A 17,474-nucleotide genomic window follows, 5' to 3' on the forward strand; every position below is an offset into this window, starting at 1 on the left:
CCGCTGCTCCCCACCGCCCGGATCGGTGCGACGCCGATCCGGGTGATGACCGTCGCCGGCTCAGATTCCGGCGGCGGAGCTGGGATTCAGGCGGATATGCGAACGTTCGCACTCCTCGGTCTTCATGCGTGTGTCGCCGTCACCGCTGTGACGGTGCAAAACACTGTCGGCGTGAGTGACTTCGTCGCCATCGATCCGGAAATCGTTGCCGCTCAAATGACTTCGGTCGTCACCGACATCGGGGTGAATGCCGCGAAGACTGGCATGTTGGCATCAGGGGCGATTATCGAATCGGTCGCGCATACCGCCGACGACCTCGGCATCGGGCGCGACCACGACACACCGCTGGTCGTCGATCCGGTGGCAGCCTCGATGCATGGCGACCCGCTGCTGGCAGCTGAGGCATTCGATGCGTTGCGTACCAAGTTAATTCCGCGCGCCACCGTGGTGACCCCGAACCTGGACGAGGTACGTCTGATCACCGGTATCGAGGTCAACGACCCTGCGTCACAACATGATGCCGCACGAGCACTGCTGGATCTCGGAGCACGGTGGGCGTTGGTCAAAGGTGGCCACCTACGGAGTTCTCAATACAGTCCCGACCTCCTCAGCGACGGTAGCGAACAGCACGAGTTCACCGCCGAGCGCATCGCGACCGGCCACGACCACGGAGCGGGAGACACCCTGGCGGCGGCGATCACAGCGGCTCTGGCACATGGGTTTTCCGTCCCCGACGCCGTCCGGTTCGCCAAATCATGGGTCACCGAAGGGTTGCGGTGGGCCTATCCCCTCGGTGCCGGGCATGGTCCGGTGAACCCGCTGTGGCGGGTGTCGGAAGCGGAGTAGCCGAGGTTGATCGCCTTGTCGCACACTCTTCCAACGCCTTCTCGATTGGCATGCGCGCCTGATGAACTCAGCAAGAATCTAGTCCCCACTGGACATCCCTACTCGACCAACCGGTACCCCATCCCCTGTTCGGTGATCAGGTGTCGGGGGTGAGTGGGGTCTGTTTCCAGCTTTCGTCGCAGCCCTGCCAAATAGACTCGTAGGTAGTGGTTTTGGCCGGCGTACGCTGGCCCCCATACCGAATTCAGCAGTTCCGCCTGGGTGACCAGCTGCCCGACGTTGTTGGCCAGTAACTCGAGGATTCCCCACTCGGTGGGTGTCAGGTGAACATCGACACCGTCGCGGGTCACACGTTTCGCGCCGAGATCGACGGTGAAGGTTTGGGTGGTCACCACCGGTTTGTCGACCCGCGTTCCGACCGCACCACGACGCACCGCGGCGCGCAACCGAGCCAGAAACTCTTCCATGCCAAAGGGTTTCGTCACGTAGTCGTCGGCGCCGGCGTCGAGAGCATCGACTTTGTCCATCGCATCGGTACGAGCCGACAGTACGATCACAGGCACGTTGGTCCAGCCTCGCAACCCGTCCAGCACGGTCCGACCATCCATATCCGGCAAGCCGAGATCCAGCACCACAACGTCGGGTCGATGGCGGGCGGCCAGTGTGAGCGCCTGAGCCCCGGTAGCCGCCACCGCCACGTCAAATCCCCTGGCGTTGAGATTGATTCGCAACGCACGTAGCAACGCGGGTTCGTCATCGACGATCAACACGCGGACTCGTTCAGGCGACGACGCCATCGATTCCCTCCTCGCTCGGCAACTCGATCACCATGGTCAATCCGCCGCCCGCGGTCTGCCCGGCGTGGATGGTGCCGGCCATCGCCTCAACGAAACCACGCGCCACCGAGAGCCCCAGTCCCACACCAGCGCTAGCATTGCGATCGCCAAGTCGAGTGAATGCCGCGAACATCGCCTGACGTTCCCGTTCCGAGACGCCGGCGCCATGGTCGACGACCAGGATGCGACATCGCCCGCCCGCCGTCGCAACATAGCGCGCGGTAACTTCGACCGCGGGTCGGCCGGCATCATTCTGTCCGGAGCCGCTGTGCCGCACGGCATTGTCGATCACGTTGGCCAAGACGCGTTCTAGCAGACCGACATCGGCGAAGGCCACGATGCCAGCGGTGCGATTTTCAATCAGTGCTGACACGGGTGTGCCGTCAACAGTGGGCGGCAATGTGGCGATCACGCGGTCAACGATCTCCTCGACCGCGACTAACTGCGGATGGGCGGTTACCACCCCGGCCGCGAGGCGGGAGGAATCAAGCAGGTTGCCGACGATGGCGGTGAGATGATCAGTTGATTCTTCGATACCGGCCAATAGTTCCGCGGTGTCGTAGGCGCTGAACGTGACGTCGGTCGCGCGCAAACTCGATGCGGCCGCTTTGATCGCGGCGAGCGGCGTCCGCAGATCGTGGCTCACCGCGGACAACAGCGCCCCGCGCAACTGGTCGGCAGCCGCGACCGCCTGGGCATCGGCGGCACGTTCGGCCAGTTCGCGGCGAGTGACCACACCGGCGACCTGGGCGGCGACCGCATCCAACACACGCCGCTCGCGGACCGCTACCACCGGCCCGCGCAACAGCAGGGCGAACTCACCGTCAGAAACCGAACACACCGTGTCAGCATCGGCCACCCCGGTGGGAGCGTCACCGACGCCCGCGACGACCGTCTGGCCGCCACCATGGTCGCGCAACAAGCAAACACCTTGCTGCGCATAGGCTTCGCGCACTTGAGCGAGCAACGATTCGATGCCGTCGCCGCGCATCGCCGCAGACGAGAACGTGGCGATGACCTCGGCATCGCGCGCGGCACGCTGCGCCTCGACACGTCGAGCGGCCACCGAATCCACCAGTACCGCAACAGCTATCGCGACCGCGAACATGACGACGATCGTGATCACGTTGGCTGGCTCGGAGATCGTCAACGTGTGGCGCGGGGCGGTAAAGAGCCAGTTGAGCAGCAAAGCCGACACCAGCGCGGACAGCGCCGCCGGTCCCCAGCCGCCCAGCAAGGACACCGCCAAGATCACCGCGAAGAAGATCGCCGACTCGCTACCGACGTTGAGCCACCGGTCGACGACACTGATCGCCGCCGACGCCGCGAGCGGAACCACAACTGCCGCAGCCCAACTCAAGGGACGGCGGAAGCGAGATCGCCGGATATCCAAGTAGTTGCGTCGCTTCGCGGATTGGTCGTGGGTGACCATGTGAACGTCGATCTTCCCGGAATCTCGCACGACGGCAGCGCCCGCACCTTCGGAGAGCAGCCGTCGCCACCGCGAGCGACGCGAGGTGCCCAGCACCAACTGTGTCGCGTTGACCGACCGAGCGAAGTCCAATAGTGCGCTGGGAATGTCGTCGCCGACGACGGTGTGCACCTGAGCGGAGAATCCTTGTGCCAGTCGAGTGAGTTCGGCGAGATCCGAGGTGGCCGGATCCATCAGACCATCGTCGGAGATCACATGCACGACAATGAGTTCGGCGCCCGATCGCGAAGCGATCCGACTGGCCCGCCGCAGCAGCGTCGCCGATTCCGGCCCGCCGGTGACCGCCACCACCACACGCTCGCGCGCCTCCCAGGTGGCGGTGATGTTATGTTCGGCGCGATAGGTCGCGAGCGATTCGTCTACTCGATCGGCGAGCCACAAGAGTGCCAACTCACGCAGCGCGGTCAGATTCCCGCGGCGGAAGTAGTTCGCCAGCGCACCATGTACCCGCTCAGCCGGATACACCTTTCCGGCAGTGAGCCTCTGCTGCAACGCTTCTGGCGCGATATCGACCAACTCGATTTGGTCGGCGGCACGTACGACGGCGTCGGGTACGGTTTCCCGCTGTGTGACACCGGTAATCTGCTCGACGACGTCATTGAGCGAGTCGAGATGCTGAATATTCACCGTCGTGACGACATCGATGCCGGCCGCGCGTAACGCGTCGATGTCTTGCCAACGTTTGGCATGCTTGGCTCCGACCGCATTGGTGTGCGCGAGTTCGTCGACCAGCACCACCTCCGGTGTCCGCTCAAGCACCGCGGTCAGGTCCATCTCCCACAGCACGGTATCCCGGTACGAATAGGACGTCGGGGCAATGACCTCCAACCCGTCGACGAGAGCCGCCGTCGCCGCACGCCCGTGTGACTCCACGACACCTACAACGACGTCGCGTCCCTCGGAGACAAGTGCGTGTGCGTGCTGCAGCATCTCGTATGTCTTTCCGACGCCGGGGGCGCAGCCGAGGAACACCGTGAGTGCACCACGCTGGTGTCCTTCACCGTCCTTCGGTGACGCGCCCTCGGTCATAGATTCGACGATACTGTTCGCCCTATCCGCCGGTCGCGCACCTACGTGTGACACACCGCTGCGACATGCCCCAGCGCGAGGTTGACCCGCATAACGTTCACCCTGGGCTGTCCGAGAAAGCCCCACTGCCGGCCCGTCGTGTTGTCGTCGAGGATCTGCCGCACCTTCGATTCCGGCAGCCGCCCCTCCCGAGCGATCCGCGCTACCTGGAGATTCGCGTAAGCGGCGCTGATGTCGGGGTCGAGCCCAGAACCGGAACCGGTTACGGCGTCCACGGGAACGGCGGACGGCGCCACCCCGTCGCGCGCGGCGATATAGCTCCGGCGCAGCTCGATCCGTGTCTGCAGATCTGGATTGTTCGGGCCGAGATTGCTCGCGGCCGACGACGCTGGGTCGCCCGCGGCCATGGCATCGTCCGCTGTTCCCGCGACTCGGGAGTGCAGGTACCAATCTGGCTGCCCTGCGGCTGGTTTCGGATCCACCCCGATCAATGCCGACCCGACCCCACAGCCTTTCGCATCGGTCAGTTGATCGCCTTCGGCGGCATGGGAATCGATGCGCGAGACGAGCCATACTCCCGCCGGGTAGGCCACTCCCAACAGCACGGTCAACGCCGCTAGCACCGCGAAACCGACGGCCAGTTGTCGTCCGAATGTCTTCAGAAGGTTGGTCATCGTTGCTCCTAGCCCATGCCCGGCAACAGCCGGACTATCAGATCGATAAGCCATATCCCGACGAACGGTGTGATCACGCCGCCCAGTCCGTACACCACGAGATTGCGCCCCAACAAGCGTTGGGCCGAACTCGGTCGGTATCGAACCCCTTTGAGCGACAACGGAATCAGCGCGATGATGATGAGCGCGTTGAAGATGACCGCGGAGATGATCGCAGAATTCGGTGAGCCCAACCGCATGATGTTGAGACTGTCCAGTTGCGGATAGACGGCGCTGAACATCGCGGGCAAGATGGCGAAATACTTTGCGAGATCGTTTGCCAACGAGAATGTGGTCAAGGCGCCTCGGGTGATCAGCAACTGTTTGCCGATCGCGACCACCTCGATGAGTTTGGACGGGTCCGAATCCAGGTCGACCATGTTGCCAGCCTCTTTGGCGGCGGACGTTCCGGTGTTCATCGCCAGCCCGACATCGGCCTGCGCCAGTGCCGGTGCGTCATTGGTGCCATCACCGGTCATCGCGACGAGGCGGCCGCCGGACTGCTCCGATCGAATCAACGCCAACTTGTCTTCCGGAGTAGCCTCCGCGACGAAGTCGTCGACACCGGCCTGCTCGGCAATCGACGCAGCGGTCAGCGGGTTGTCACCGGTGACCATAACGGTACGAATACCCATCGCACGAAGCTCGGCGAACCGTTGCGCCATACCGGGTTTCACCACGTCGGTAAGCTCGATGACGCCTACCACCTCGGGTGCGGTGCTGTCGTCGGCATACGCCACCACCAACGGGGTACCGCCGGCCGAGGCGATCTCCTCGACGCGGATCTCGGTTTCGGTCGGCACGGCGCCATCGGCGTCGCGGACCCAGGAGAGGACGGCGTCGGCGGCCCCCTTGCGAAGTCGGCGGATTCCGGTGCCCTCGGGGATATCTCGCCCGCTCATCCGGGTCTGCGCGGTGAAGGGCACAATCACCACACCCTCGGCATCGTCGGCGCGGTCGACGATGCTGGCAGTCTGAGCACCGCCGCGCTCGAGGCACAGTTCGATGATGCTGCGGCCCTCGGGAGTGTCATCGGCGAGGCTCGATTCGCATGCGGCACGGGTCATTTGGTCGTCAGTTACTCCAGGAGACGGCCAGAGCGCGGTTGCGCGGCGGTTCCCGAAGGTGATGGTTCCGGTCTTGTCCATGAGCAGGGTGTCGACGTCGCCGGCAGCCTCCACAGCGCGGCCGGACATCGCGAGAACGTTCCGCTGAACCAGCCGATCCATACCGGCGATTCCGATCGAACTGAGTAACGCGCCAATCGTAGTCGGAATCAAACACACCAGCAGCGCAATGAGTTTCACCGGATCAGCCTGCGCACCGCTGTAGGACTGCATAGGTCCGATGGCGACAACGGCAAGCAGGAATACGACTGTGAGTCCGGCTAGCAGAATGTCGAGCGCGATCTCGTTGGGCGTCTTCTTTCGCGAGGCCCCCTCGACGAGTGCGATCATCCGGTCGACGAAGGACTCACCTGGCGGAGTCATTATCTCGACAACGATTCGGTCCGAGAGAACTGTCGTGCCGCCAGTGACCGCACTGCGATCACCGCCCGATTCGCGGATGACCGGTGCCGACTCGCCAGTGATCGCCGACTCGTCAACAGTCGCGATGCCTTCGACGACATCGCCGTCACCGGCGATCACTTCGCCGGCTTCCACGACGATGCGGTCGCCGATAACCAGTTCTGCGCCGGGCACCTCTGTGATGGTGCCATCTGCGTTGAGTCGGCGGCCGATGGTGTCGCGCTTGACTTTTCGCAGGCTGTCGGCCTGCGCTCGACCGCGCCCTTCAGCCACTGCCTCGGCGAGGTTGGCGAACAGAACGGTGAACCACAGCCAGATGGTGACGCCGAACGCGAATACCGAGGGATGCCAGCACGCGAGCACGAGAGTGAGCACAGATCCCAGGTAGACGACAAACATCACCGGGTTGCGCGCCTGCGCTCGCGGTGTCAGCTTGCGCACCGCCAGCGGCAGGGCGGTGAGCATCTGGCGCGGCGAGAACGCGCCGGCCGACACCCGGTGCGCATCCGCGCCCGAATCGATGACTTTCCCGGATTCCGTTGTCTCGGTGTGTGTTTGAGGTTCACGCGTCGTTGTCACGCCAGTGCCTCCGCGATCGGTCCCAGCGCCATCGCTGGGAAGAAGGTCAATCCGGCAACGAGTACCACCGTGCCGGTAAGCAAGGTGCCATACAGAGCACCGTGTGTCGGCAAAGTAGCGCTTGACGTCGAGGATCTGGGTTTCTGCGACGCCAACAGACCGGCAAGCGCGAGGGTGAAGATAATCGGCAGTAGCCGGCCAAACAGCATGGCCAGTCCCAGTGATGTCTGGAACCAATCGCTGGTGACGGTGAGGCCGCCGAACGCACTGCCGTTGTTGTTGGCGGCGGATGCGTATGCGTAGAGCACTTCGCTGAAGCCGTGGATGGCGTTCACCGAACCGGGATCACCACCATTGCTCTGAAACCCACTGGTAGACGGCAAGATCAACGTAATCGCCGCTCCCGTCAGCACTAGCATCGGCATAACCAAGATCGACAGGACCGCGACGGTGATCTCCCGCTGTCCAATATGTTTGCCTCGGAACAGCGGCGTGCGTCCGACGAGTAGACCGCCCACGAAGACGGCGATTATTGCCAGCACCAGGAGGCCGTACAGGCCGGTGCCAACGCCGCCGGGCGCGACCTCGCCGAGGAGCATGTTCCATAACAGGGCACCGCCACCGGCTGGCGAAAAGCTGTCATGGGCCGAATTGACCGCGCCAGTTGATGTTCCGGTCGTAGCAACACCGAACAGCACCGATGCCGGTACTCCGAATCGCTGTTCTTTGCCCTCGAGCATGGCACCCGCGGCATTTCCGGCAACGCCCGAGGAGCGCGACTCCGCAAGCCACGCAACACTGAGCACGATGCCGAATAGAACTGTCATGACGCCGAGCAGAGTCAGACCCTGGCGATGGTCGCGAACCAGCGAACCGTAAGTCCGGGTGAGACAGACGGGTATCAACAGGATCGCCAGAATCTGCACGATATTGCTCAGCGGCGTCGGGTTGGAGAATGGATGGGCCGAGTTGGCGGCTAAGGTACCACCACCGTTGGTGCCCAACAGTTTTATGGATTCCTGTGAGGCGAACGGACCGACGACACTTCGGTGATCGACGCCGTCGAGCCCGGTGAAACCGAATCCTGAGTGGAAGGATTGAATGGCTCCTTGAGTGAGAAAGACCAACGCGATAAGTGCGGCGATCGGCAACAGGATACGTACGCAGCCACGCACCAAGTCGACCCAAAAATTGCCCAATTGCGGATCGCCGCGACTGATGATGCCCCGGATGAGGGCGATGGCGACCGCCAATCCGACTGCGGCAGAGACGAAGTTCTGGACCGCGAGTCCAGCCATCTGGGTCAGGTTTCCCATCACCTGCTCCGGTGAGTAGGACTGCCAGTTGGTATTGGCCACGAATGAGATGGCAGTGTTGAAGGCGGTCGCGGGATTGATCGAGGAATGTCCGCCCGACATCGGCAGCCACTGCTGAATACGTTGCAGTACATAGAGAAACACGATCCCTGCACCACTGAAGGCGACGACCGCAACGGCATAGCCGATCCAGGTCTGGCCGCGGGCCGGGTCAACGCGAGCTGCTCGGTAGATCCACCGTTCGGGTGCAAGGTCTCGGGTTCCGGTATAGACACGGGCCATATAGTCGCCGAGCGGAACGTACGCGGCCGCCAGAAAGAAGACGACAAGCAAGATCTGCAGTGTCGCGGCAAGTGCGGGTGACATTAGAACCTTTCCGGATACACCAGAGCCGCCAGCAGATAGCCGACGACGGCGAGCGCGATGATGACCAGCACAACACTGGTCACTCCGGCGGCGGTCATGATTGGTTCCGGCGCGCTACGGCACGGATCACCAACAGGCACAACAGGATTCCAACGACTATCGCGCACAGGTAGGCAACGTCCGCCATCGTGCTTCACTCTCCACTCACTCGCTGATCATCTCGGCGCGATGAGGATCGCGGCCGCAGATCTCACTGTGCGACCGAATACAGCCAGCGGGCGCGTTCTTAACGCATTCCGCACACTGTGACCTGGGATCTCTACGAAATCTTTACGCTCGCGATCGACGACGCAGGATCGCCGACACACCTATTCCGACGATGGCCGCGACCGCCAATCCGAGCAACGTCTCGGCGGCGGTCGAGGTATCGGGCTCAGGCGATTGCGAGGACGGCGACGGTCGCACCCGGCCGTTCAGGCGAATAGCGGAGTAAGTGGCGGGTCGGGCGTCGTCGCGCCTCCGGTCATCGCTTCGCGGGAGGCTGCCCAACGCCCGGCGCACGATACTGCACGGCGTCGGCCGTCATCGCCATGAAGACGTCTTCGAGCGACGCCGTAACCGCGGACAGTTCATGCAAGGTAATCGCGTGTTGCGCAGCGAGTTCGCCGACCTGTTCGGTACTCGCGCCGTCGATGACGATCGCGGGCGTGCCGTCGGCGGTGTTGTCCGGGCGCACGGCGATACCGCCACGCACCAGAGTATCGCCGAGCTGCTGAAGCTGAGGACTGCGCACTCGCACGGTCTGTCGAGCCGAGCTGGTGAACTCGCCAATCGTGCAGTTCGCGATGATTCGTCCCCGGCCAATCACCACCACATGATCCGCGGTCAACGACATCTCGGTGAGCAGATGGGAAGATACGAGCACCGTCCGGCCTTGCGCGGCAAGCTGTTTCATGAAATTTCTGATCCAGACGATCCCCTCGGGATCGAGTCCGTTCACCGGCTCGTCGAACAGCAGAACCGCCGGGTCACCGATCAGCGCGGCGGCCAGTCCAAGTCGCTGCGACATACCGAGCGAGAAGCCGCCAGCACGTTTCCCGGCCACATCGGAAAGGCCAACCATGTCGAGGACCTGGTCGACTCGACCACGGTCGATCCCGTTCGACGCGGCAAGCCAGCGCAGGTGTGACCGCGCACTGCGATTGGGGTGCACCCACTTCGCGTCGAGTAAAGCGCCGACATGCCGCAGTGGCGTGGTGAATTTGGTGTAGGGCTGACCGTCGAAGGTGACCCTACCGTCGGTCGGGCGGTCCAGACCGAGCATCATTCGCATGGTTGTCGTCTTCCCGGCACCGTTGGGCCCGAGGAACCCGGTCACCACGCCGGGGCGCACGTCGAAGGAGACATGGTCCACAGCGACTGTGTTGCCGTAGACCTTGGTCAAATTCTCGACGGAGATCATGTAGGCAGCGTAATGGAGTTCACCGCACCCACGGCGGCACCGCGACCGTGTCGGGGTCGCCGTCGCGCCATACGCCTCCGGGCGCCGAGGTTGTGACGAGCGCGATGAAGCCATCGGCGCCCGCAATCCACGTGCGCGGCACGTCGGCTGGGAGCACCGCGGTATCTCCAGCGCGAACTTCGGACTCCACGCCCGCGAGGATGAGCGTGGCGGTTCCCTCGGTAATCGTCCAGAGAACCTCGCCGACAAAAGCGTGTTCGGGCCCCTGGGCGCCAGGTTCCATCTCAACTCTCCACAAACTCGCCGACGCCTCGCCCAACGTCGGTGAGGCCAACGTCGTCATAGTGGCATTCGGGGTGGTAACGGAACGATGGCTATCCGCCGCAACGATCGTCATTGCGTCCTCCTATAATAGACAACATGGTTGACTATAACGACAACCCGGTTGTCTATCAAGATTTTGGCGGAGAGTTGGCCTTCGCGCTGATGGGGGCGTTCCGGACCTTTGTCGACGAGGCGCACGAGTTGCTGGCAGAAGGCGGGTTCGAGGACGCCCGACCAATCCACGGATTCACCTTGCAGGCAATCGGTTCCGGCCGGACTGCCGCTCAGCTGGCGGACAGACTCGGTGTGACCAAACAGGCGGTCGCCAAAACTATTGCGCGCCTAGAAGAAGGCGGCTACGTCACACGGACAGTCGACTCGGCAGACTCGCGTCGCAAGGTAATCACCCCTACCGCGCGCGGCCAAGCTTTCCTGGCGGCATCCGCGCACGCATTCGACAAGGTGGTGGGCCGATGGCAGATCAGAGCCGGCACAGACGAGGTGAACAAGTTACTCACGACACTTCGAATCATAGTGTCCGGCAAACCAATACCTCTGGATCTTGCGGCCTGGTCCGAATAGGTCGCCTGGCCTGCCTTAACTCCGCGACGGCGACGACGCCTGTGCCCAGAAACGCTTGGGAATCCGGCCAGCCAAGAGCGCCTGGCGCCCGGCGAGGACAGCGTGCCGCATCGCGCTCGCCATCAACTCCGGGTCGTCGGCGCGGGTGACCGCGGTCGCGAGAAGCACTGCGTCACAACCTAACTCCATCGCCAGCGCGGCGTCGCTGGCGGTTCCGATACCGGCATCGAGTACCACTGGCACCGACGCTCGCGACACGATCATTTCGATATTGTGAGGATTCCGGATACCTAACCCGGTCCCGATCGGCGAACCTAGTGGCATTACGGCTGCCACACCGGCATCCTCAAGTCGCGACGCCAATACCGGATCGTCGTTTGTGTATGCCAACACCACGAAGCCATCGGCGACGAGTGTCCGTGCGGCGTCAAGTAATTCGACGGGGTCAGGCAGCAAGGTGGTGTCGTCGGCGATGACCTCGAGTTTCACCAGATCAGTCCCGATAGCCTCACGCCCCAGTTGCGCCGTCAGCACGGCCTCCGCAGTCGTATGACACCCGGCGGTGTTGGGTAACACCGCAATCTCCAATCGGCGCAACATATCCAGCAGCCCGGTCCCGCTCGACGGCGATATCCGCCGCATCGCGACGGTGGTTAGCTCGGTGCCCGATGCCACCAATGCCCGTTCCAGCACAGCAAGATTCGACGCCCCACCGGTTCCGGTGATCAGCCGCGACGTGAACTCGCGGCCAGCGACGGTGAACACATCAGCCACCCTGCACCGCCGTCACGATGTCCACTTTCGCTCCAATGGGGATCTGCCTGTTCCAATTTCCCTGCGGCACAACAAATCCATCAACCGCGACGGCGATACCGGTTTCCGGCAACTCCAACTGAACAACAAGTCCCGCAACGGTCACATCGGCCGCCACTTCGGTGTCATCGCCGTTGACGGTGATTGTCATGGATTCTCCTAAGTCTTTCTACGACGTCAATAACTCTGCGACCCGGTCAGCGGTGTGGGGCGCTAACAGAATTCCGTTGCGGCCGTGGCCAGCGGCTACGACAACACGGTCATCCACTCGCTCGACGACAGGTACGCCGTCGTCGGTCATTGGTCGTAGGCCCGCGCCAACTTCTGTCAGGTCGTAGGTCCGTAATCCCGGCATGATCTCGCACGCGTCGCTCAACAAATCAGCAACGCCACCCACCTGCGGTGTCCGATCATCTGGGTCGGCCGATTCATACTGCGTCGCGCCGACTACAACACCGTCGCCTCTCGGCACCAGATATACATTGCGGTTGTCGATCCGCCCGCGGATCACGTGCCGAGGCGGGGCGACCGACCACCGGGTGCGACCCAATCGCAGGACCTCACCCTTGGCTTCGTATATTCGCAGCCCCGGCCACAACCTGGCCGCATCCACGCCAGCCGCCAACAGAATCCGATCTGCCCGCACATCGGCGAGGTCAGTCACCCGGGCGTCGATGAACTCGACGCCCACGTCGGCAAGCGCGCGGCGCAACGCCGACAACAGGCGCCGATTGTCGACCGCCATCTCCCCGCGTGCCTGATACCCGCCCTGCAATCGCCCGCTGAGCATCGGCTCTTTCGCCCGTACCTGCGTCGCGCTGACCTCGGTCAATCTCGATGCCACCTCATCGTCGGACGACCAGACGAAGCGCGCCAATTGATGCAGATACTTCATGTCGGCCGCGGTGAACGCGACGAACAGCGAATCGCGGGCCGCGACGATGTCGGGATCATCGAGTCTGCGCAACAGTTCGGGCCAGAGCCTTACCGAGGCGGCCGACAGTTCAAGCAGCGCCTCTTCGCCGGGGTGGCCCTCGCCGAGGGAGCCGAGCATGCCGGCTGCGACGTCGGAGGCTCGACGCGACACGCCGGCGTCGAATACGGTGACCCGCCACCCGGCGTCGGCGGCACGCAACGCACAGGTCAACCCGATGACACCGCCACCGACGACCGCGAGATTCATGATGTGATTCCTCCCTTCGCCGGCATGACCCGGATCAGGTTGTAACGGTCAGCGGATAGAAGGTCCGCACTCTCAGTCCAGCCCGTGCCCGCTTTCGGCACCCTCGGACTCCCGTGATCTCGCCGTCTAGCCTACCGTTGCGCGGGTGGACCTTCGCGCGCGACTTTCCCGAGCCCGCCTCTACCTATGCACCGACGCCCGCCGCGAACGCGGCGATCTGATCGAATTCGTCAGTGCCGCAATAGCGGGCGGCGTCGACATCGTGCAATTGCGCGACAAAGGTTCACCTGGTGAGCGCGAATTCGGGGCGCTGGAAGCCGGCGAAGAGCTGCAACTGCTCGCAAAACTCCGTGAGGTGACCGAGGCTTCGGGCGCTCTTCTCTCAGTTAACGACCGTGCCGATATCGCCGCGGCGGCGCGGGCCGATGTGCTGCATCTCGGCCAGGGCGACTTACCGATTGCCGTTGCCCGCGACATCGTCGGCGATGACATGATCGTCGGCTTGTCCACCCACGACGCTGAGCAAGCACGGGCTGCCGCGACGGCACCCGGCGTCGACTATTTCTGTGTCGGACCGTGCTGGCCGACACCGACTAAACCCGACCGCAGCGCGCCCGGACTGGGCCTGGTCCGCACCGCGGCGTCGTTGGATACCGATCGCCCGTGGTTCGCGATCGGCGGTATTGACGAACGACGCCTGCCCGAGGTGCTCGACGCCGGCGCCCGACGCATCGTCGTCGTGCGGGCGATCACGCACGCGCCGGATGCTCAGGTGGCCGCTCGACAGCTGCGGTCGGCGACAGCTTCAGTCTGATCGGTTGTCGTAACTGTCCCGAGCGGCGAGTATCTCGTCCATGTGCGCCTGCGCCCATGTCTTGAGTTGCCCGCACAGGATGCGCAGCGACGCGCCGAGTGGAGTGAGCGCGTAGTGCACCGTCACCGGAACGGTCGGGGTGACCGTGCGAGTAACCAAGCCGTCACGTTCGAGGTTGCGCAACGTCTGAGTCAACATCTTCTGACTTACCCCCGCGATACTGCGGGACAGCTCGGAAAACCGTTGTGGCTCACCAGCTTCATCGATGGAGCAGAGCACCAACGCGACCCATTTGTCGGCGATCCGCTCAAGTAGCTGACGGCTCTTGCAGCCTGCCATGAACGCGTCGTAGGAACTCTTCTCCGCAGCCTTCTTCTGTGCCGCGGTCATGGTCGGCATAAGCGATAACCTTTCCTCACAGATACCTACTTACTTCTGGGTGCCTACTTACCAATAGAGACTTACTCGTCCAGAGTGGACTACGCATCGCACACAAGGCAAGCGTCCCCACGGACGAGAAGGTAGGAAATCATGCGGGCGGCAATAATCAACTCACCCGGCGGGCCGGAGCAGATCGAGATCATCGAGGTCGCCCCTCCGATTCCCGGCCCCGGAGAAACGCTATTGAAGGTCGCGGCGGCGGCAATAAATCCGGTGGATCTGGCTACCAGAGCGGGAGTCTTCCACCAAGCTGGAGTAATTACGTCCGTGGGCTCAATCGGACTGGGCTGGGATGTCGCGGGCGCCGTCGTCGCGCACGGACCTGACGTCGAAGACGCCATACCTGTCGGCACCCGCGTCGCAGCGCTCGCCGTCGGCATGGATCGACCGTTGGGCTCGCACGCGGACTACGTCATCGTGCCGGCGAGTTCGGTCGCCGTGATACCCAATGAGATCAGCGATGTCGATGCGGCCTCGATTCCGTTGAACACCCTTACCGCGGCGCAGGCTCTCGACATATTCGGCGCAGCGCGCGATCGAACCTTGCTGATCACCGGGGCGGCGGGCGCTGTCGGTTGTTATGCGGCCCAGTTGGCTACGGCGCTGGGCTGGCGAGTCACCGGACTCGCGCGCCGGACCGACGCTGCACTGCTCACCTAATTCGGCGTCGAGTTCATCGAATCCCTCAATGCCACAATTCAATTCGATGCCATTCTCGATGCGGCTGGCCTCGACGATGACGCACTGAGCGCACTGCGTCCGGGCGGACACTACGTTGGGGTGACACCTCCATCTCCGACCACTCCCCCAACGGATCACGTGTCGACCTAGTCGGCGTCGTCCCTGACGGAGCGCGGCTGGCCACTCTATTGACCAGGTCGGCAGCGGGTGAACTGACTACCCGCGTCGCGACAACCCTGCCGCTCGCCGACGCGGCCGAGGGGCACCGACTCGTCGCCAAGGGCGGCCTACGAGGCCGAGTGGTGCTGGTCCCGTAGTCTCACCTAGCCCGCACCGGCTGCAGCGAATTCCCTCGCGGAATGTGGCCGCAGCTGGTGGGGGCAGGTTTGCCGGCGAACCGGTCGTTGATCCAAGGGAGTGCCTGTGCCGCCCAGACCAGTGCCGCGGTCTGATGGCTGGCATATTCCACCTGCTCATAGCGCACGCTCCGATTGCCGTCCGCACAGTACTGACGCGCCAACGATCGGACATCGCCCGCGATCATCACACCGTCGCCCACACCTACACCCGGTAGGTTTCCGGCGGTGCCTTCTAATTCGCCGCGGGTGGACTGCACCAACAGGAGCGGCATCGTCGGAGTGGGCGCCTGACCCAGGTTGAGCTTGTTGGCGATCTCGACGAAGGGTTTCACGCTCGCCGGGTCGGCATACTGCGGTTTCACAATGTCGCGCCAGGCCAACAGCGGGTGGCGGTACAGCACGTCGGCGATCGACGCATGCGACAGCTGCCGCGTCAGTGCACGGCCTCGCGCACTGAGATACGGCGTGAGATCGGCGTCGTACGCGCGAATCGCACCGATGATCGCCATGACGGCGACACCCGACCAACCCAGACTTCCACTGACATAGCGCAGATTGTTGAACGGCGCGACCAGCAGACCACCGCCTGCGGCACCTACGAGTCGGGTGTTCACGTCTGGCGCGTACTTGGGCGCCAGGGTCGCGGCCCAGTTGGTCGCGATCGATCCGCCCGAATAGCCCATCAGAGCGACCTTGGTGCGACTAGTCAGACCGGTGTGCGCCGCGCGGCCGGCGGCCCGGATCGCGTCCAGAGTGTTGGTTCCGTATTCGGGTCCGGCCGCGAAGTCGGCGCGCTGTCCCTGGGTGTCGGTGACGATGACCGGGTAACCCTGCAGGAGCAGCGGGGTGATGAATGAGGTCTCGACCGTATTGATCAATCCGCCGAAAGTGACGTCGCCCGCGATCGATCGCGACGGGCTGTCAGCCGGATTGAGCGAGTCATAGAACGAGTTGTAGGCGATCGCCTGACCGCGTCGCGGCTTGCCAGGGGGCCTGAGGATCGACGTCACGTTCGCCGACGGCCGGCCTTGCGCATCAATGGTCCGATAGACGAGTTGGACTACCGAGACTGGCGTAGAGATACCGCTCAGGTGGTAGCTGAGCTGCCGCGTCGCTAGGACATCGCCCGGCTGGGAATGCCCGATCTCTGCTGTCGATCGACTGTAGAACGGGTCAGCCTCGGCGATGCTGGCCGGCAGCGCGGTGATCAGCCCGATGGCGACGAGCGTGCACACTACGCGCACAACGACTCGGCGGGTCTTTGAACCCGATTCGATGCTCATCGGCCGCCAACCTCCGTCTGCTGCGCCTCCGCGAGCATGACCGGATCATGTGCGCACACGATTCGCAGATCCGAATCTCCACGCTGATACAGATCAGCCAGCGTCGCGTGATTACGCCTCACCGCGCGCATATCCTCGGCGACGGCCTTCTCGAATAGTCGAAGGGACAGCGGCGTTTTCGTCGTGCCGTCGACCGTGCCGCGATGAAAGAACGCGTCGCCGCAGTGCAGAATCCAATGGTCTCCAGCGTCGACGGCGACCGCCGCATGGCCAAGTGTGTGTCCCGGCATCGCGATGAGGGCGATGCCTTCGGAGATTTCGGCCAGTTGCATAACGTCGGTGAATCCCCGCCACCAATCTCCGCGCGGTGTATGCGTCACGATGCGGTCGGCAACCGAATCAAGTTGTCGGCGACGGTATCTGGCGCGAGAGCGAAAGCCCGAGGAGAATGCCACCGCATTCTCGACCGCCGTGGTGTGCACCTTGGCATCGGGAAAGTCAGACGCGCCGCCGATGTGATCGACGTCCAGATGGGTGGCGATTACGTGACGGACGTCGGCGACGTCGTAGCCGAGCGCGACCACCTGCGCTGCCGCTGTCTCCTGAGTAACTAAGTCGGGCCTGATCACCCTCTTAATCGCGCCGATGCGGGCAGGGTCGGTTCGGTCGTCGTGCCCGTACCCGCTATCGACTAAAACCAAACCCTCGTCGGTCTCGATCAGTAGCACGTGACAGATCACCGGATCCGCTCCTGGTGGGCGCATGGTGCCGCAATTGAGATGATGGACTTTCATTCGAACACTCCTATTGAACTCAGTTCAATGAA

The 17,474-nt window shown here is 63.4% G+C and carries 19 protein-coding genes; 5 read left to right on the forward strand and 14 right to left on the reverse strand.

Annotated features, from left to right (window positions below; genetic code table 11):
* Positions 1 to 45: 45 nt before the first annotated feature.
* On the forward strand, positions 46 to 846 hold the full coding sequence (gene thiD / locus GOEFS_RS05800) for a bifunctional hydroxymethylpyrimidine kinase/phosphomethylpyrimidine kinase (protein WP_050949800.1): 801 nt from the start codon (positions 46 to 48) through the stop codon (positions 844 to 846).
* Positions 847 to 944: 98 nt separating this feature from the next.
* Here thiD and GOEFS_RS05805 read toward each other — a convergent pair whose 3' ends face one another.
* From GOEFS_RS05805 to GOEFS_RS05835, 8 genes are all read right to left on the reverse strand, one after another.
* A complete protein-coding gene (locus tag GOEFS_RS05805; protein WP_007316962.1) occupies positions 945 to 1,643 on the reverse strand; it encodes a response regulator in 699 nt (232 codons plus the stop codon).
* Positions 1,627 to 4,203, reverse strand: a complete 2,577-nt coding sequence (locus GOEFS_RS05810; protein ID WP_007316963.1) for a sensor histidine kinase — start codon at positions 4,201 to 4,203, stop codon at positions 1,627 to 1,629. Before GOEFS_RS05810 ends, GOEFS_RS05805 begins: the two co-directional genes overlap by 17 nt.
* Positions 4,204 to 4,244: 41 nt before the next feature.
* Positions 4,245 to 4,877, reverse strand: coding sequence for a potassium-transporting ATPase subunit C (locus tag GOEFS_RS05815; protein WP_007316964.1), 633 nt, complete (start codon positions 4,875 to 4,877; stop codon positions 4,245 to 4,247).
* An 8-nt stretch (positions 4,878 to 4,885) separates the two neighbouring features.
* Positions 4,886 to 6,967 carry a potassium-transporting ATPase subunit KdpB gene (gene kdpB / locus GOEFS_RS05820; protein ID WP_050949801.1) on the reverse strand — a complete coding sequence of 694 codons (2,082 nt, stop codon included), beginning with the start codon at positions 6,965 to 6,967 and terminating at the stop codon, positions 4,886 to 4,888.
* A gap of 53 nt (positions 6,968 to 7,020) precedes the next feature.
* Positions 7,021 to 8,706 (reverse strand): potassium-transporting ATPase subunit KdpA, encoded by a 1,686-nt coding sequence (gene kdpA, locus GOEFS_RS05825; RefSeq protein ID WP_007316966.1) that lies wholly within the window; start codon positions 8,704 to 8,706, stop codon positions 7,021 to 7,023.
* Positions 8,706 to 8,804, reverse strand: coding sequence for a potassium-transporting ATPase subunit F (locus GOEFS_RS22790; RefSeq protein WP_083837245.1), 99 nt, complete (start codon positions 8,802 to 8,804; stop codon positions 8,706 to 8,708). The genes kdpA and GOEFS_RS22790 overlap by 1 nt, the downstream gene beginning before the upstream one ends.
* A gap of 425 nt (positions 8,805 to 9,229) precedes the next feature.
* Complete coding sequence (locus tag GOEFS_RS05830) at positions 9,230 to 10,168, reverse strand: ABC transporter ATP-binding protein (protein ID WP_007316967.1); 939 nt, start codon at positions 10,166 to 10,168, stop codon at positions 9,230 to 9,232.
* A gap of 19 nt (positions 10,169 to 10,187) precedes the next feature.
* The gene (locus GOEFS_RS05835) at positions 10,188 to 10,565 is read right to left on the reverse strand and encodes a cupin domain-containing protein (RefSeq protein ID WP_007316968.1); all 378 of its coding nucleotides are present in this window, start codon (positions 10,563 to 10,565) and stop codon (positions 10,188 to 10,190) included.
* 23 nt (positions 10,566 to 10,588) lie between these two features.
* On the opposite strand from GOEFS_RS05835, the gene GOEFS_RS05840 reads away from it, so the two are divergent.
* A complete protein-coding gene (locus tag GOEFS_RS05840; protein ID WP_007316969.1) occupies positions 10,589 to 11,074 on the forward strand; it encodes a MarR family winged helix-turn-helix transcriptional regulator in 486 nt (161 codons plus the stop codon).
* 15 nt (positions 11,075 to 11,089) lie between these two features.
* On the opposite strand, the gene GOEFS_RS05845 is transcribed toward GOEFS_RS05840, so the two are convergent.
* Genes GOEFS_RS05845 through thiO form a run of 3 tightly spaced genes read right to left on the reverse strand, consistent with a single transcriptional unit; the run spans position 11,090 to position 13,070 of the window.
* Positions 11,090 to 11,848: a thiazole synthase gene (locus GOEFS_RS05845; RefSeq protein WP_007316970.1), complete on the reverse strand. Its 759-nt coding sequence runs from the start codon at positions 11,846 to 11,848 to the stop codon at positions 11,090 to 11,092.
* Positions 11,841 to 12,038: a sulfur carrier protein ThiS gene (gene thiS, locus GOEFS_RS05850; protein WP_007316971.1), complete on the reverse strand. Its 198-nt coding sequence runs from the start codon at positions 12,036 to 12,038 to the stop codon at positions 11,841 to 11,843. Before thiS ends, GOEFS_RS05845 begins: the two co-directional genes overlap by 8 nt.
* Positions 12,039 to 12,056: 18 nt before the next feature.
* Positions 12,057 to 13,070, reverse strand: coding sequence for a glycine oxidase ThiO (thiO, locus tag GOEFS_RS05855; protein WP_007316972.1), 1,014 nt, complete (start codon positions 13,068 to 13,070; stop codon positions 12,057 to 12,059).
* A 145-nt stretch (positions 13,071 to 13,215) separates the two neighbouring features.
* Here thiO and thiE point away from each other — a divergent pair, with 145 nt between their 5' ends.
* Positions 13,216 to 13,884 carry a thiamine phosphate synthase gene (thiE, locus tag GOEFS_RS05860; RefSeq protein ID WP_007316973.1) on the forward strand — a complete coding sequence of 223 codons (669 nt, stop codon included), beginning with the start codon at positions 13,216 to 13,218 and terminating at the stop codon, positions 13,882 to 13,884.
* Here the strand turns inward: thiE and GOEFS_RS05865 are convergent.
* Positions 13,876 to 14,283 carry a winged helix-turn-helix transcriptional regulator gene (locus GOEFS_RS05865; protein WP_007316974.1) on the reverse strand — a complete coding sequence of 136 codons (408 nt, stop codon included), beginning with the start codon at positions 14,281 to 14,283 and terminating at the stop codon, positions 13,876 to 13,878. The two genes, thiE and GOEFS_RS05865, sit on opposite strands and share 9 nt — an antisense overlap.
* Positions 14,284 to 14,415: 132 nt before the next feature.
* Here GOEFS_RS05865 and GOEFS_RS23605 point away from each other — a divergent pair, with 132 nt between their 5' ends.
* The gene (locus GOEFS_RS23605; protein ID WP_007316975.1) at positions 14,416 to 14,985 is read left to right on the forward strand and encodes an alcohol dehydrogenase catalytic domain-containing protein; all 570 of its coding nucleotides are present in this window, start codon (positions 14,416 to 14,418) and stop codon (positions 14,983 to 14,985) included.
* Positions 14,986 to 15,116: 131 nt separating this feature from the next.
* On the forward strand, positions 15,117 to 15,323 hold the full coding sequence (locus GOEFS_RS23955; protein ID WP_373278185.1) for a zinc-binding dehydrogenase: 207 nt from the start codon (positions 15,117 to 15,119) through the stop codon (positions 15,321 to 15,323).
* A gap of 2 nt (positions 15,324 to 15,325) precedes the next feature.
* On the opposite strand, the gene GOEFS_RS05875 is transcribed toward GOEFS_RS23955, so the two are convergent.
* Together GOEFS_RS05875 and GOEFS_RS05880 are read right to left on the reverse strand one after the other, a co-directional pair.
* Complete coding sequence (locus GOEFS_RS05875) at positions 15,326 to 16,648, reverse strand: lipase family protein (protein WP_007316976.1); 1,323 nt, start codon at positions 16,646 to 16,648, stop codon at positions 15,326 to 15,328.
* Positions 16,645 to 17,442: an MBL fold metallo-hydrolase gene (locus GOEFS_RS05880; protein WP_007316977.1), complete on the reverse strand. Its 798-nt coding sequence runs from the start codon at positions 17,440 to 17,442 to the stop codon at positions 16,645 to 16,647. Before GOEFS_RS05880 ends, GOEFS_RS05875 begins: the two co-directional genes overlap by 4 nt.
* Between the last annotated feature and the right edge of the window lie 32 nt (positions 17,443 to 17,474).

The sequence above is a fragment of the Gordonia effusa NBRC 100432 genome (assembly GCF_000241305.1).
Classification (GTDB): Bacteria; Actinomycetota; Actinomycetes; order Mycobacteriales; family Mycobacteriaceae; genus Gordonia; species Gordonia effusa.

Coding starts and splice junctions, on each gene's coding strand:
- GOEFS_RS23605 (WP_007316975.1), top strand. CDS start 14,416: ATGCGGGCGGCAATAATCAACTCACCCGGCGGGCCGGAGCAGATCGAG.
- GOEFS_RS05865 (WP_007316974.1), bottom strand. CDS start 14,283: ATGCCGACCATGACCGCGGCACAGAAGAAGGCTGCGGAGAAGAGTTCC.
- thiO (WP_007316972.1), bottom strand. CDS start 13,070: ATGAATCTCGCGGTCGTCGGTGGCGGTGTCATCGGGTTGACCTGTGCG.
- kdpA (WP_007316966.1), bottom strand. CDS start 8,706: ATGTCACCCGCACTTGCCGCGACACTGCAGATCTTGCTTGTCGTCTTC.
- GOEFS_RS22790 (WP_083837245.1), bottom strand. CDS start 8,804: ATGACCGCCGCCGGAGTGACCAGTGTTGTGCTGGTCATCATCGCGCTC.
- thiS (WP_007316971.1), bottom strand. CDS start 12,038: ATGACAATCACCGTCAACGGCGATGACACCGAAGTGGCGGCCGATGTG.
- GOEFS_RS05830 (WP_007316967.1), bottom strand. CDS start 10,168: ATGATCTCCGTCGAGAATTTGACCAAGGTCTACGGCAACACAGTCGCT.
- GOEFS_RS05815 (WP_007316964.1), bottom strand. CDS start 4,877: ATGACCAACCTTCTGAAGACATTCGGACGACAACTGGCCGTCGGTTTC.
- GOEFS_RS05810 (WP_007316963.1), bottom strand. CDS start 4,203: ATGACCGAGGGCGCGTCACCGAAGGACGGTGAAGGACACCAGCGTGGT.
- GOEFS_RS05835 (WP_007316968.1), bottom strand. CDS start 10,565: ATGACGATCGTTGCGGCGGATAGCCATCGTTCCGTTACCACCCCGAAT.
- GOEFS_RS05805 (WP_007316962.1), bottom strand. CDS start 1,643: ATGGCGTCGTCGCCTGAACGAGTCCGCGTGTTGATCGTCGATGACGAA.
- GOEFS_RS05880 (WP_007316977.1), bottom strand. CDS start 17,442: ATGAAAGTCCATCATCTCAATTGCGGCACCATGCGCCCACCAGGAGCG.
- GOEFS_RS05840 (WP_007316969.1), top strand. CDS start 10,589: ATGGTTGACTATAACGACAACCCGGTTGTCTATCAAGATTTTGGCGGA.
- GOEFS_RS05875 (WP_007316976.1), bottom strand. CDS start 16,648: ATGAGCATCGAATCGGGTTCAAAGACCCGCCGAGTCGTTGTGCGCGTA.
- thiD (WP_050949800.1), top strand. CDS start 46: ATGACCGTCGCCGGCTCAGATTCCGGCGGCGGAGCTGGGATTCAGGCG.